The 14,647-nt window shown below is 52.5% G+C and carries 10 protein-coding genes; 6 read left to right on the top strand and 4 right to left on the bottom strand.

What is annotated here, in order from left to right; all coding sequences use genetic code 11:
- Window positions 1-274: 274 nt before the first annotated feature.
- Window positions 275-2,296 carry an acyltransferase family protein gene (locus tag AABB92_RS12460; protein ID WP_031376932.1) on the bottom strand — a complete coding sequence of 674 codons (2,022 nt, stop codon included), beginning with the start codon at window positions 2,294-2,296 and terminating at the stop codon, window positions 275-277.
- A 1,967-nt stretch (window positions 2,297-4,263) separates the two neighbouring features.
- Here AABB92_RS12460 and AABB92_RS12455 point away from each other — a divergent pair.
- The 4 genes from AABB92_RS12455 to AABB92_RS12440 all read left to right on the top strand — a co-directional run bounded on the left by AABB92_RS12455 (window position 4,264) and on the right by AABB92_RS12440 (window position 8,960).
- Window positions 4,264-5,244, top strand: a complete 981-nt coding sequence (locus AABB92_RS12455; RefSeq protein ID WP_031376933.1) for a LacI family DNA-binding transcriptional regulator — start codon at window positions 4,264-4,266, stop codon at window positions 5,242-5,244.
- Window positions 5,245-5,373: 129 nt separating this feature from the next.
- Window positions 5,374-6,183: an inositol monophosphatase family protein gene (locus AABB92_RS12450; RefSeq protein ID WP_031376934.1), complete on the top strand. Its 810-nt coding sequence runs from the start codon at window positions 5,374-5,376 to the stop codon at window positions 6,181-6,183.
- Between the two features lie 109 nt (window positions 6,184-6,292).
- Window positions 6,293-7,651, top strand: a complete 1,359-nt coding sequence (locus tag AABB92_RS12445; RefSeq protein WP_031376935.1) for an MFS transporter — start codon at window positions 6,293-6,295, stop codon at window positions 7,649-7,651.
- A gap of 22 nt (window positions 7,652-7,673) precedes the next feature.
- Complete coding sequence (locus tag AABB92_RS12440) at window positions 7,674-8,960, top strand: histidine-type phosphatase (protein WP_031376936.1); 1,287 nt, start codon at window positions 7,674-7,676, stop codon at window positions 8,958-8,960.
- Between the two features lie 454 nt (window positions 8,961-9,414).
- Here the strand turns inward: AABB92_RS12440 and AABB92_RS12435 are convergent, their stop codons facing one another.
- Genes AABB92_RS12435 through AABB92_RS12425 form a run of 3 tightly spaced genes read right to left on the bottom strand, consistent with a single transcriptional unit; the run spans window position 9,415 to window position 11,666 of the window.
- Window positions 9,415-9,876, bottom strand: a complete 462-nt coding sequence (locus AABB92_RS12435) for a DUF1214 domain-containing protein (RefSeq protein WP_238585870.1) — start codon at window positions 9,874-9,876, stop codon at window positions 9,415-9,417.
- Window positions 9,877-9,888: 12 nt separating this feature from the next.
- Window positions 9,889-10,833, bottom strand: coding sequence for a DUF1254 domain-containing protein (locus tag AABB92_RS12430; protein ID WP_238585871.1), 945 nt, complete (start codon window positions 10,831-10,833; stop codon window positions 9,889-9,891).
- Between the two features lie 47 nt (window positions 10,834-10,880).
- Window positions 10,881-11,666 (bottom strand): hypothetical protein, encoded by a 786-nt coding sequence (locus AABB92_RS12425; RefSeq protein WP_238585872.1) that lies wholly within the window; start codon window positions 11,664-11,666, stop codon window positions 10,881-10,883.
- Window positions 11,667-11,961: 295 nt separating this feature from the next.
- Here AABB92_RS12425 and AABB92_RS12420 point away from each other — a divergent pair, with 295 nt between their 5' ends.
- Entirely contained in the window at window positions 11,962-13,473 is a 1,512-nt protein-coding gene (locus AABB92_RS12420; protein WP_031376938.1) for a DUF1254 domain-containing protein, read from the top strand.
- 99 nt (window positions 13,474-13,572) lie between these two features.
- On the top strand, window positions 13,573-14,589 hold the full coding sequence (locus tag AABB92_RS12415) for a GGDEF domain-containing protein (protein ID WP_052720663.1): 1,017 nt from the start codon (window positions 13,573-13,575) through the stop codon (window positions 14,587-14,589).
- Window positions 14,590-14,647: the final 58 nt, after the last annotated feature.

The following is a 14,647-nucleotide window of genomic DNA, read 5'->3' as shown; positions in this document are numbered from 1 at the left end:
TCTTTTAGTTAAAACTCCATTGCTGTTTCGTTGGGATGACTTTCTCCAGTTTACTAAAGGAAACTCCAATAGTGTTGACACACTTTGCCCACATTAAGCTAAAATAAAATCTTTTTAGAGTGAGTTTAAAATCGGGTGGGATGCAAACGGCTTTATACAGAGCCAATACCATTCATACAGATTTTAGTAATATCGAACGCTAAACTATAAGGAAAGATTTTAATAGCTAGACATATTAAAGAAGGAAAAGGGCCTTATGAAGACCCTTTTTTTATCAAAATGGATTTCCAATATCTCTTAGATATTCCTGCCCAAATTTATAAGCGGCGAAGTCTGTTAAATGACCAACATCTCGATAAAGCGGTGTTTTATCCAGAGCTGTAGAGCAATAGTTGTTTTCGCACTGTACTTTCTTAGGGTCTATCACGATCAAGGTTGGAAATTCTTTCTGCAGCTGATCGAACAGCGGCAGCGTCCATTCTTTTTCATGACTCTGTGGGTTCTGGTTGTCGCATTCTTCCTGGCGATACGGCTCCCTGAAGATCACGTGGTGACGGATACATTGCTGATAATTAACGGGCATAGGGGCTACGGTCCTTATGATAACCGGTCGTGCTTCTGATGCGACTATCGTGTTTAAGGCCTGCCGAATGGCTCTGCTGAAGCGTGCCTTAGTCAGTGCATCTGAGCGTTCATCACCAGGATGATTGATGAGATGAGGACCGCTTACGTACCATTCCCATACCTGCCCCAGAATGACGTAGTTATAGTGATTCTTAGCGATCAGCTCATAGTACCTGGCAGTATTATCATGACATCTGTCAAAAGTCTGGTTCCTGAATGACCACCAGTCATACAGGTATGTATCCGGCAGCGCTAAGCACAGTGCTGTACTCAACCCAGTCATCCGGATGTGGGCGTCCTGAGCAAGCACATCGAAAAATCCCCAGAAATGGTTTGAGTGAGAATCGCCAATAAGCAACGCTGTTTTCTGACCGTTAAGATCACCGAACATGCATCTGCCTGCATCCTGAGATCCATCCAGGCAGTCTGGCCGATGTCCGGCTTGCTGCAAACCCCTATTGATATTGTTAGCCACTCGCTCATATTCAGCACCAAATCGTCCTGGAATACCGTCACGATGCTCAGCATATTTAAACGCTGCATTGAAGATGATGATAGGGACGATGATCAGCAGAGGAATAGTATATTTGAGTGGCCAGCGGCATCGCCGGCACGGCTGTTCTACGAGATAATAACTAATCAGCGACAGCAGGACCGTCAGTGTCAGGCACAAAAGAAGTGTGGAACCGGTCAGGTCGTAACCCAGGTACCGTGCAATGGCCAGAACGGGCCAGTGCCAGAGATATAACGAATACGATATCCTGCCCACAAATGCGACGGGGGATAGTCCAAGAATCTTTGATGCGATGCTATTCCCGTATGTTCCGGTAAACATGATCAACGCTGAAGCTACGACGACCAGCAACGCGTATATATTTGGATAGAACCCGATAACGTCAGGATGCATGGCGATGTAAAGCAACACAGCCAGCGCTAAAATGCCCGCAACGTGAGAGAGTACTGCAGGAATCGAGCGGACGTAGCGGGTCAGGAAAAATGCAGCTCCCCCCACCATGAATTCGAATATCCGGGTCAGCAGGGAGTAATAAGCAGCATCTGCTTCTTTGCTGGCCATAAACAGCGCCAGACCAGCTGCCAGCGGCGTCAGGATAAACCACGTTACAGCAAGGGCTTTAGTCGGGTTGGTGACTACCGATTGCAGCGACTTAAGATGCAAGATGGCACCCGCCAATAAAATACCAAGCGGGAGAAAAAGGTACCACTGCCACTCGATCGCGAGGGACCAGGTATGGAGTAAAGGAAACAGATCAGCGGCGGGGGAAGCGTAGGCGGCGCTCTGTCGCGCAAAAAACTGGTTCGAAAGAAATAAAGCGTTGTACTTCCCACTATGCAGGTATGCCAGAAAATCATCCGGCAGAAAAAAATAGAACGTTGCTATCAGCGTAGCCATGGACATCGTGATAAAAGCTGGCTGTATACGCCAGAGACGGTGCACGAAAAAGTTCGCCAGCCTGAACGAATATTTCTCTCTTTGCTTGATGATAATGCCGGTTATCAAAAAACCGGAAATCGCAAAGAAAATATCGACCCCTATAAAACCGGAAGCTATCTGGCTAATCCCGGCATGAAACAGTATGACAAGAACAACAGCCAGTGCTCTGAGGCCATCAATGTCTTTTCGGTAGGTATCTGTGAAGCTTTTATTTGACATAAAGCGGACTATGTAAGGGGATTGAAAGGATATAGTATATTATTTGTAAGGGGGAAATAGAAGGGATAAATCTCTGGTCACTTAGGTTCAGCCTTGTCAAGATTCATGTATTGTTTTTTCTTTGCTGTTATCTTTTAGGCGGCACCTCAAAGACTTGAGTAACCATATCATTTTTAGGGAGAGGGCCAGATTTAGATGAATGACACATAAAAGAATTAGGAATTGTTCATGAAATTGGGTTTTATAAAAAACTTTGCCATTGACCATATACTTTTAACTGTAGCGACCGTAGCGATAAGTGATATTCAATATTTATATTTAAAGACATGGTGAATCTGAATAGCGCTGCTCATTTTCCACCCCCCCATAATTACCGTGCTGTATAGTTTTATTGGTAGATTAAAACGTGGAAATTCAATCAAAACCATTAATAGGGACTTTTGATAGAGCGTCAGACTGACTATTACTAAGCTGGCGATGGATGCTATTTTTCATTTTCTGTGTTTTATCCATTATAGTTGACGCAGGGAACTTATATTCTGTTGTCGAATAATCATTCATCACTGAGTTACATAACGAACTCGTAAGAGAGTTATGTTTCCACCACTTTTTTATTTCTGACGATGTTAAAAAAACATATCGAAGATTAATTCTCTGCGTAAGGTGACTATATATAAAGGAGGGGTTTTTAATGACCTAAATAAAACGCGTCTGATTTTTTATACTATCGTGTGCGGGCTTAATCCACTATCAAACCACTTCAGCTCAGGCCATACCGCAGAAATCTTTCCAGCCTCCTGTCGGTGAAAGGCATAACAGACGGGCTGAATCGGGCAATTTGACCTTACGGTGAGAATGGTAAAGATGTCATGCCTGGTACTAACTGCCTGCAGGGGGAAATAGAGGTAATGAGGCGGAAACGGTGGAGATGGAGCAAACGGAGCGGGTCCAGGAGTATTGGCTAACAGAGGCGGAAGTAATTGAAGCCGTGATATTTCTCCAGAGTTGAGTGGTGGTTAATCATCAAAGAGATACTCTTTCGACAGGATACAGGCCCTGGCGGGCTTAACTAATCCGTAGCGAACAGGACAAGAGATGAATCCGCTTTCCAAAAACTGGATTGAACTTCTCAGAATTCTGAAAAATGGACAAAGCCAGATGCATGTTTTGCCAACAAAATTATCCTTGAAGCAAATTTTTCATCCCTTTCATGATATTTAACAGCCAGTCTCATGTTCTTTTTCCCGTACAACCTTGCTCAGGATAAACTGCCACGGTTCTTTTGCTTTCATTGGCGGCTAGAGTGCGCATGTTGATGTAATGATTGACTTTCCGCTGACGACCCTCTTTTGCGCAGCCCTTCAAACAATGCCTGCATCGCTCAAGAAGTTTTCTGGATGTCGAACAACCAAGCTCATACTCACGGTGTAGAAACGGTGTCAGAGATAAGAGGCTCAGAGCGCGCAATTCACCCCTCAGGGCTGATTCAGGAATCAGTGCTACTCTCATTCATCGCGTACCAGCATACATGGGTTGATCCAATCGCAGATTGTAATTGAACTGACTAATTGGCCAGCACTATGCGCGTATATAGCACGTATCAGTGCCAACCCCGCTGAGCAGGTTGAGGTTCCATTACATACAGAAACCCCTCAGTAGAGCCTTTAAGCCTCCTCTTACCGGCATCAACGAACGACAGAATAGGTTTGCCTTACCTCGCCATTAAGAAACATGCCATTAACGCCTGATCCATCGTAACATTCTCCGTGACCTGCTAACCTCTTTTGGAGACATTCTGACAGCTATAGGTGCAGCGTCTGGCGCAAAGTAGGCAGGAGGTGAGCGTTCGCTATCCGCGATAAACTGATATGGCCTGCCGACTTCCAGTCTGCGGTGAAAACATCTGGATTCAGAGCCCATTTTAGCGGCGCAGGCATTCAGGGCACATTGACAGGGTAAGAGAACGGATGAAGGTAAAAGGGAAAAACTGGGTCAAGGCAGAGGATGTCGCGCGGCTGGCGGGCGTCTCTCGCTCGGCAGTATCGAGAACCTTTACACCGGGCGCGTCGGTTGCCGAAAAGACGCGCGCCAAAGTCATGCATGCGGCTGAGCAACTGGGCTATCAGGTCAATATCATCGCCCGAACCATGAACACCGGCAGCAGTAATTTCATCGGCATCATCACCGCCGGTTTCGATAACCCTTTCCGCAGCAAACTGCTCTCCCCGCTGGTGAATCAACTGGCGGTACACGGCTTTATGCCGCTGTTGATGAACGCCGATGATCCTGACCAGCTCGCCCCGTCACTTAAACAGCTACTGAGTTATCATGTTGCCGGCGTCATCATTACCTCTGGCGCACCGCCTCTTTTGCTGGCGGAGGAGTATCTGGAGCGTAAAATTCCGGTCACCCTGATCAATCGTCATGCGGATTTAGCCGGCTGCGATCGTGTCGCCAGTGATAATCAGCAGGGCATGCAGCTGATGGTCGATTATTGTCGCCAGAAGGGATGGAGTAATATTGGCTTTATTGGCGAAGATCTCTCGAATTTCAGCACCAGCGAGCGTTATTCGGCGCTAACTTCGCTGACTCCCGATTTATCCGTTTCAGCGCGCTTTATTACTGGCGGCGGATACGCTGCCGGTCGTGCGGCCTCGATTGAGCTTAGCCACTGTCAGGCGCTGTTATGCGCCACTGACATGCTGGCATTGGGCGCGATGGACGGCCTGCGATCGCTCGGCAGTGAGACTCCCCTTCCGGCGGTCATCGGCTTTGATGATATTCCGCAGGCTGACTGGGATCCTTACAATCTCACCACCGTTCAGCAGGATACCGAGGGGCTGGCGCAGCAGGCGGTCGACCTGCTGGTGACGCGCATCGCCCGGTTTGATCTGCCCTCCCGACATCGCGCCGTCCCGGTGAAATTAATAGTTCGTAATAGCGCGTAATGGAAAATTAATTTTATGCGGAGTGAATCACAGATTATTCTCCGCAGAATCGCCACACTCCTTTCTGCCCTGCGGGGCTAATTTTTTGCTACAAAATGCACACGTGTGCATTTTCATTAAGGAGATGTTATGGCTACCCATGAAGATGATTCGCTTTTGGCGCGCTACCGCTTCGCCTGCAGTGTTGCTGAGTCAGGGGGAAAGCTGGCTGATGAGTTCTACCAGCAGCGTGAAAAGTTGCAGACCGACCACAAAGGCACTGACCTGCAGGACGTGGTAAGCCGCGCCGATCGCGAGGTGGAAGCCTTCGTTAAGCAGCGGATTGCCGAGGCATTTCCTGATGATGGGTTTTTAGGTGAAGAGAGCGGCACGGCTGCTCGCAACAGCCGGGTGCTGTGGGTGGTGGATCCGATCGACGGGACCAGCTGTTTTCTCAACGGCCTGCATACCTGGTGTCTGTCACTGGCGATTGTAGTCGATGGCGAACCGGTGATCGGCGTGGTTTATGACCCTAACCATCATGAACTTTTTCACGCGCTTAAAGGGCACGGTGCCTGGCTGAACGATCGGCGAATTACGCCACACCCGGCCAGCGATGTGGCGGGCGGCGTGATGGGTGTCGGGACGTCACATCGCGTTTCAGCGGCTGATTTCCTGCCCTTCCTCGAGGCGCTGTTACAGCATGGCGGCATGTTTGTGCGCAATGGGTCGGGTGCGCTGATGAGCGCCTGGGCGGCGGCCGGACGGCTGATCGGCTATTACGAACCGCATATGAATCCGTGGGATGGCTTGCCGGGCATCGTTTTGATGCGCGAAGCGGGTGGCACCACAAATGACTACCTGGCGGCGAACGGCCTGGCCGACGGCAACCCGGTATTACTGGCAAGTAACGCGCTCTATCCGCAGTTAAAACAGTGGGTTAAACAAAGTTTACGCTAACCTGGGCAGGCAGGGCTTCTGATTCTGTACTCTACATAAAAACAGGGATCTGGCCGTCATGGATGATCAACAGCGATCAGCGGCACCTCCGCCTATCGGAGACAAGATGATGTCTGGATTACTCAGTTTTTTCCGCACCAGCCCTGAGCAAAGCGCCGGTGCTTTTGATCCACAACGCTTTCGCTTTGTCAGATGGCAGACGTTTCTTGCCATGACGCTGGCGTACGTGACGTTTTATGTCTGTCGCCTCTCGTTTACCGTCGCCAAAAGTGCGCTTGTCGAGCTGGGTATCTCCCCCTCAGAACTCGGCATGATTGGTTCGGCGCTATTTTTCAGCTACGCCATCGGCAAGCTGGTTAACGGTTTTCTCGCCGATCATGCCCATGTGGTGCGCTTTATGAGCCTGGGACTGTTACTCAGCGCGGGCATGAACCTGATGATGGGCATGACCACCAATGCGATGCTGCTGGCGATCTTCTGGGGCATTAACGGCTGGGCGCAGTCGATGGGCGTAGGGCCGTGCGCGGTGTCGCTGGCACGCTGGTACGGCACCAAAGAGCGCGGCACGTTCTATTCAATCTGGTCGACGGCACATAATATTGGCGAGGCCATCACTTACATGCTGATCGCCGCGGTGATTGCCGGTTACGGCTGGCACATGGGGTATCTCTCGACCGCGGCGCTCGGCGCGGCAGGCGTGGTGCTGATGCTGCTGTTTATGCGCGATTCCCCACAGAGCTGCGGCTTTCCGTCAATCCATCAGATCAGTAATGAGCCGATGGAAGAAGACGAGGCCAAAAGCTCAATCCTGAAAAATCAGCTGCTGGCGCTGCGTAATCCGGCGCTCTGGACGCTGGCGCTGGCCTCAGCCTTTATGTATATCGACCGCTACGGCGTGAACTCCTGGGGCATCTTTTTTCTGCAACAGGGCAAGGGCTATACCACCGTTGAAGCCTCGGCCATCATTGGCGTCAATGCGATTGCGGGTATTGTCGGCACCATACTGGCCGGGATCCTGTCTGACCGTTTCTTCGCCCGTAACCGCAGCATCATGGCCGGATTCATCAGTCTGCTGAACACCGGCGGGTTTGCCCTGATGCTGTGGTCACCACACAGTTACTACACCGATATCATTTCGATGGTAATTTTCGGCGCCACCATCGGGGCACTGACCTGCTTCCTCGGCGGACTGCTGGCGGTCGATATCTCTTCACGCAAAGCGGCCGGCGCGGCACTCGGCACCATCGGCATTGTCAGCTATGCCGGGGCAGGATTCGGTGAGTTTCTGACCGGTATCATCATCGATAAAACCTCGGTGATCGAGAACGGCAAAAAGATCTACGACTTTCACACGCTGTCGCTGTTCTGGGTTGCAGCCGGTCTGGCGTCTGCGCTGTTGTGTTTTATCACCGCTGTGATGGTGGCAAGACTGAACGCCAGTGAACGCCGCACCCTCTATTCATCTTAATTACCTCATTAAGGACGCTATTATGATGCTACTCACCCGTCAGGCCGCCGCACGCCTGTTGATTGTCGGCGCGCTGTGGTCAGGTGCCATGCAGGCGCACGCGGATTCACAGTATCAGCTGGAAAAAGTGGTCGAACTGAGTCGCCACGGCATTCGCCCGCCGACGCCGGGAAACCGCAAAGATATAGAGGCTGCCACGCATCGCGCCTGGACAAGCTGGAGCACCCAGGATGGTGAACTTACTGGCCACGGCTATGCTGCCGTGGTGAATAAAGGACGCTGGGAAGGCGAGCATTATCGTGAACTGGGGCTGCTCACCGCCGGATGCCCGCAGCCGCAGGATCTCTTTGCGCGCGCCAGCCCGCTGCAGCGCACACGCGCCACTGCGCAGGCGCTGGTGGACGGCGCATTCCCTGGCTGCGGCGTCGCCATTCACGTCGTACCGGGTGAAAACGACCCGCTGTTCCAGACCGAAGCGTTTCCAGCTACCAATACCGATCCGGCAACACAACTGGCCGCGGTAAAGGAAAAAGCGGGTGATTTAAGCGCGCGCCAGCAGGCGTTGCAGCCTGCCGTGCTGGCGCTTAAAAATGCGGTATGTCTGCCCGGGGCAGACTGCTCATTTTTTGAGAAACCGTGGCAGATTAAGCAGGGTAAAAGCGGAAAGGCCTCGATTGACGGGTTGAGCGTGCTGGCCAACATGGTGGAAACACTGCGGCTCGGATGGAGTGAGAATCTGCCCGTCAGCCAGCTGGCGTGGGGAAAAATAACATCGTCTGACCAGATCACCGCGATCCTGCCGCTGCTGACGGAGAATTACGATCTCGGAAATGATGTGCTGTATACCGCCCGGAAACGCGGTTCAATCCTGCTTAACGCCATGTTGCAGGGTGCAGAGCAAGGGGTGAATAAAACGGCGGATAGCCTGCCGGATACGCGCTGGCTGCTGCTGGTGGCGCACGATACCAACATTGCGATGGTGCGAACGCTAATGGGCTTTAGCTGGACGCTACCGGGTTATACGCGCGGCAACATTCCACCGGGAAGCAGCCTGGTGTTTGAACGCTGGCGTGACAGAAAGAGCGGCGAGCGGTTTATGCACGTCTATTTCCAGGCGCAGAGTATGGATGATCTGCGTCATCTGCAAGCCGTTGATCGGGCGCACCCGCTGCTGCGTGAAGAATGGCGACAGTCAGATTGCCGGGTCACGGACGTTGGCACGCTGTGTCCGATGAAAAGTACCGTGCGCGCGTTGAGCAAAAATCTCGATCGCCACGCCATTACGCCACTGGACTATTCAGCGTTCTGATCAGGCAATACCCGCCGCGGGCAGCCCTGCCCGCTCAGCCGTTTGTCTGTCTGAACATGGGGTGTCGACTTGTCTGCGGCGCTGAATAAACGATGGTGCTTATGCAACAGCCGGTGCGTTGTTGGCTGCAGGCAGGCAGCCTCATCACTATTGACCGGCTGGATAGCGGCATCGCAGCTTGATGCCATCACGCTAACCCACGGAGGGCGCTTTGGTTGCGTCCCCGGCTTTCATCGCAGAGGTGACCGCAGCATCCAGCTCCTCATCATTGCCACCGCCGCGTGCTTCAGGCGAACCCCCCAGCTTCATCGCTGTGAAGGTCGCCAGCCAGCGTCTGGATATTTGTGCCTGCGGGCAGCTCTTCGGCCTGTGACGCGAGGGAACGATGTGACAACGGGCGGGCTTATCCGGCACCGCCACTATTTTTCATTGAGGAAATTTGGTCAGCGGGTGTTTATTCCGTTTTTCGCACGACCTCGGGTAATTTCCAGCTACCGTCCATCACTGAATCTTTGGGCTGATACAACCTGAATAACAGATAAAAATTGCCCTCAGGCGCAGGCAGCCAGTTGGCGTTCTTATCCTCGGGCTGAGTATGAGATAGCGTGATGTTCAGGCTACCATCTTTATCTTTTACCAGGCCTTGAGTGTCTGAACCGATTTTGTAGCGGTTAAGTGGGTTATCGACCAGCATCTTAGTGTCGGCATCGTAAATCGTGACCGACCAGAATGCGTTAACCGGGGGTTCTGAGTTCAGCGTAAGCGTATAGCTGCTGGCTCCGGAAAGCGCCTTGCCTTCGCTGTCATTATAACGAACCGGGTAAACAGCCTCTCGCTCTCCCTGACCACCCAGATAAGGGCCTGAAACCAGCGAACGCAGCGGGTAGTTGTAGCCAAAATCATCCAGTCCTTTCACATAGCTCCATCCCTAGCGTACTTCTGAAGTGCTCACCATCGTAGACACCGCGACATAAGGTGCATCCTTCACACCGCGCTTAACGCCTTCGAGTATGGGCGAGGCGATGTTACTGCTATCAAAGCCCTTTTCAGTCAGGCCAAAACGGCTGAACTGGCCGAACAATCCTTTATCCTCTGGCTTGACCGGGTTCGATTTGATGGCAAAGGCGAGCTGACGGAAAAAATCCAGCCCGTCGTTTTTGAGTGCAGGCATCGGTGCCAGAGTATCGTTATAGACCTTGCCGCTGGCGGACTGCAGATGGAATTGCTTCTGCAATGCATGCAGTGGCGCCATATCTTCACCCTGGGTTACGCGCATGCGGCCCCATAACCAGATTTTGTTGGTGGATACCTTCAGCACGGTGGCGTCTTTAGGCAACTCACCCTTCCAGCCCGGCGGAACAAAGACAAATTTACCGGCTTTGGTTCCGGTGGTGCGGCGACCGATATAGTGCTCCAGCTCCTGCCACATGTTGAAGACGTCCACTACATAATAGCGATCGTGCAAATCCGGCACTGTCAGTACGTAGGGTTCATCAAGCTGAACGACTGCGCTCATGTAGAGCGTATCGTTGTTCGCAGAAGGCATATCTTTCGCTGCGGGCGTTGCCAGCTCCGTTGCCCAGCCGATCTGATTCAGCGGCGCGCGATAGCTGGTTGGCGGCTTAGGTGCTGGCACATCAGTATATTCGCGGGCAATCTGCTCCATACGTACCAAAGGATAGCCCCATGTCCAGGCCATCACGGCTGAACTGTAACCGTCAGCCTCCATCCCTTTTTTGAACACTTCCGGCGAACCCTGAAGGGTAAGCACCGGGTCCTGATAGGTCGCTTCGGCAGCTTGCGCCGTCAGAGATAATGAAGAACCCGTCAGGCCAGCCAGTAGCATCGCACCGACCAGAACCTTTTTTTTCATCAGCATGAGGTTTTCCTTTTTTGAACAAAAACAGAAACGAAAAATGATTAATCCATAAACTGCAAATTGAGCCCGGCAAAAATTTGCCAGCGCGGCTGCCCCGGCCCGCGATCGGCAACGCTGCCCTGCGGCTCAACGAAAAAGTTATAAACGGTATTTCCTTTCTTAATGATCTGCCCGACGCCCAGCCCCAGCGGAACGCCATAGCTGTCATTCTGGAAGTTATAGTTCCAGATTGGTGCCGATCGCAGGTAGGTTCCACCGCCTAACTGGTAAAAGACAAATGGCTGGAAGGCGCCCAGATTGACGTCACTGCGGTCGCCTTCACCGGCAAAACTGTGCTGCCAGGAGGCAAGATAGCCGTACTGAATTTTGGGGTTGCTGGCATCAAACAGGACGTTGACCAGCCCGGCTGACCACTTTTCACTGCCCAGCGCGTTTTCGGTTGCCGTCGGCGCGGTGAGCTGCGGGCCGAAGCCGAAGCTCACCGCCGGATTACCGGTATCGATCAGGTAGGCAGTAAACAGGTTGAGATCACCGAGACCGGTCTGATGCCCGCCAGTCGGGGGCGAAGGATAGGTATTAACCGGCAGTGAGGCGCGCAGGATCCAGTTGGTCTCACCCAGCGAAAACGGTTTGGCGTAGCGTAACCAGAACTGATTAGCATCCTTGTCGCTTTCACTGATATCGCCAATGTAATAGTTCTGCATGTTGAACGCAGTCATGTTCGCAAGCGGGTTATTGGCCTGAGCGGAATCCTGTCCGGTTGCGTGCAGCGCTCCTGAAGCCATAAACAGCAAGGCGGCAGATAATCCTGATCGAGCTTTCATCATTATTTCCTTTTGGCAGGGAATTTATGGCTACGTTATTAATGCTGGAGAGCAAAATTGGTGACAGTGAGGTTCACGACTGCTAATGATTAAAGGCGAATTACGCGGTTCGCTTACTTCAGACAGAAAGTATAGTTATAACTCAAATTTTCACGCTGTTTCAGCACGTTGCTACAATTAAGAATTGTGCTTCTGCTCACTACAGCGAAATTCTTGTCAGCTGCATCACGTTATATCAGTACAGATATCGTCACTTATTCCGGTCTCAATTCGCCCTTTATTTGATGGAGTCGCCACAATGGAACTATCCAGAAGAACCTTTTACCGCCTGATTCTGGGGGGCGCAGTGGGTCTGGCTGCGCTCAGGCAGATGCCTGCCGCCCAGGCGAAATCGCTTAATATCCCGTTACGTCATGGCGCGGGTGATAAAGGGGAAACGCAGGGGGGAATGCCGCCCGCAGGCGCGGTCTGCTCGGTTACTGATTTTGACTATCAGCTAAAATATCAGCGCGCATTCGAAGCGGTACTGTGGAATATGCCGGCGGTGGCGATATACAGCTTCCGCCGGGCAGCCTTCAGTAACCTCGGCATGAAGGACAATGATATCGTGGCCTATTCCGGTACGGCGACGCCGCTGCTTGAAGCCATCACGGCCAACAGTACTACACCCTACATCACCGCCTTTACCGACCTGCAAAAAGGCCCGGTGGTACTGGAGGTGCCCGAAGCCGGTGCGGAAGGCAGTCTCTACGGTCAGATTGTGGACGCATGGCAGTTCACCATTGCTGATGTCGGACCTGCCGGCATGGATAAAGGCAAACAGTCCAGATACCTGCTGACGCCGCCGGGCTATGATCAGGCCATTCCGGCAGGCTATCTCCACGTCGCGTCACCCAGTTATCGCATCGCCCTTGCGTTTCGCTCGGTGCCGGCGGCCGGTAAGTCAGCAGAGGATGCCTACCACTATTCGAAAAAGCTGCGGATGTATTTTCTCAGCGAGGCCGGGAATCTGCCGCCGCAGAAATTTGTCGATCCCAGTGACAGGGTTTATCCCACGCTGCCGTTTTACGACGAGCGACATTTCGATGATATGCACGCGGTGCTGAGCGTGGAACCGGTGCGTGAGCAGGACAAAGTGATGATGGGGATGCTGACATCGCTGGGCATTGAGCGGGGTAAACCCTTTGCACCGGATGATACTGCGCGGCTCGCGATGCGCCAGGCCGCCATCGATGCCTGGTTTTTTTTGCAGCAATGGTACGATAACTTCCCGACAGAAAAACTTTACTGGCCCGACCGGCACTATGCGTCGTTGCTGCAGGCAGACAAAAATAATCGCTTCACGTTTGTTTATGACGACCGCATCGATCTTATCAACCGTGCGGCTGAGTATTTCTGGTGTACCTATATGCCGGAACAGCTCTCGGCTTCACCGGCGACGCAGTACCTGATGGCACTGGCAGATGCTGACGGCGCGCCGCTGGAAGCCGGTCAGCTGTATAAAATTGATGTTCCCGCGCAGATGCCGGTGAAGCAGTTCTGGGCGCTGACCGTATATAACCGCGATACAATGTCGTTCATTTACAGTGAGAGCGGGCGAACCACGCTGTCGTCCTACGATCTGGAGCGGATGAAAAAGAACGCTGACGGCGGTGTGACGATCTACATTGGACCTGAAGCACCCGCCGGGCTGGAAAATAACTGGCTGCCTACGGCCGGTAAACGGCCGCTGCCCGCCATGCGTTTTTACGGCGGGACCGACGCGCTGAACAATAAATCTTTTAAGCTGGATGATTTTCAGCGCGTCTGACAACGCAGGAGCACACTCATGCTGATGAATGCGGATGATGCCAGAAAGGAGCTGCTGCTTACCCGTTCCGGGTGCGTCTGGTTTCTCTAGCTGAACGTGGTGTATACGCTGTACCTCTCCGCCCGCTATTTTTTTCATGACCAGCCCGAAACACAATCGAGCGCGGTGCTGTTTTTCAGTGTCGTTATCCTGCTGTTCTCGCTCTGGAACCTTATTCTGACCGCCCTTTTCAGTCGAAACGGCTTTCTGGTTAAACGTGGGGTATTGCTCAGCATTGTGCTGCTGTATGGCGTTCTCTGGGGGCTGGAACTCCATACGCTTTATGTCGGTGCGGCCCCGGCTGAATTCATCATTCTGCTGTCGCTGCTGCTGGTGTTTCCCGCTGTGATTGCCTTTCACCTTTCACTCAGACTTATTGCGGCGTTCGCCATCCCTGTGTTGCTGGTGGTGACGGGTGAAGTCATTCTGGCCGGATCAGAGGTAAACCTGTTTCTGCTGTTTTCGTACCTCACTGCGCTGGTCGCTGTATTCTCGGCGCGGCTGGTGCTGATTGAGTGGTTCCGCAAGTCAGAAGAGAGTGAGCGGCACAACGCCCGTTTGATTAAAAAGCTGACGCGGCTTGCAGACCGGGATCCGCTGACCGGCTTAGCCAATAAACGTTACCTGCGGGAATATTTTCATGCCCGCACCGCAACGCTTCCTGCGGGATGCGACACGGTGTTCCTGATGATGATTGATGTCGATTATTTCAAAAAATATAACGACCATTACGGACATCTCGCTGGCGATCAATGTCTGATGCAGGTTGCCCGATGCATCCGTGAGTCGGTGCGGGATGAAACCGATCTGGTGGCGAGATTTGGTGGTGAAGAGTTTACCGTACTGCTACTTTCCTCCGATACACAGAGCGTCCGAACCGTAGGTGAACGGATCCAGCAGAACCTGGCCCGCGCCGCTATCCCACATGCCCACTCCGGGATTGCCGCGGAGGTCACTGTGAGTATCGGGGCGGCACAGTTTATAACCAGTGATTCGCTGGATAAGCTGCTCGCAGCGGCTGACCAGCAGCTTTATCGGGCAAAACGCGAAGGACGTAACAGATTTTGTGTTGGCTGATGCAGTCTCACATGTGTGGCGTCGCACCCTGCGCCTGACGGAAATAATCGCCTGGCGC

The organism is Pantoea brenneri (assembly GCF_038594305.1).
GTDB classification, from domain to species: Bacteria; Pseudomonadota; Gammaproteobacteria; order Enterobacterales; family Enterobacteriaceae; genus Pantoea; species Pantoea brenneri.
This window is presented reverse-complemented; position numbering and strand designations above follow the sequence as displayed.

What these genes read in the sequence shown, in the direction of transcription:
- AABB92_RS12460 (WP_031376932.1), bottom strand. Translation starts at nt 2,296, where the DNA reads ATGTCAAATAAAAGCTTCACAGATACCTACCGAAAAGACATTGATGGC.
- AABB92_RS12455 (WP_031376933.1), top strand. Translation starts at nt 4,264, where the DNA reads ATGAAGGTAAAAGGGAAAAACTGGGTCAAGGCAGAGGATGTCGCGCGG.
- AABB92_RS12450 (WP_031376934.1), top strand. Translation starts at nt 5,374, where the DNA reads ATGGCTACCCATGAAGATGATTCGCTTTTGGCGCGCTACCGCTTCGCC.
- AABB92_RS12445 (WP_031376935.1), top strand. Translation starts at nt 6,293, where the DNA reads ATGTCTGGATTACTCAGTTTTTTCCGCACCAGCCCTGAGCAAAGCGCC.
- AABB92_RS12440 (WP_031376936.1), top strand. Translation starts at nt 7,674, where the DNA reads ATGATGCTACTCACCCGTCAGGCCGCCGCACGCCTGTTGATTGTCGGC.
- AABB92_RS12430 (WP_238585871.1), bottom strand. Translation starts at nt 10,833, where the DNA reads ATGAAAAAAAAGGTTCTGGTCGGTGCGATGCTACTGGCTGGCCTGACG.
- AABB92_RS12425 (WP_238585872.1), bottom strand. Translation starts at nt 11,666, where the DNA reads ATGATGAAAGCTCGATCAGGATTATCTGCCGCCTTGCTGTTTATGGCT.
- AABB92_RS12420 (WP_031376938.1), top strand. Translation starts at nt 11,962, where the DNA reads ATGGAACTATCCAGAAGAACCTTTTACCGCCTGATTCTGGGGGGCGCA.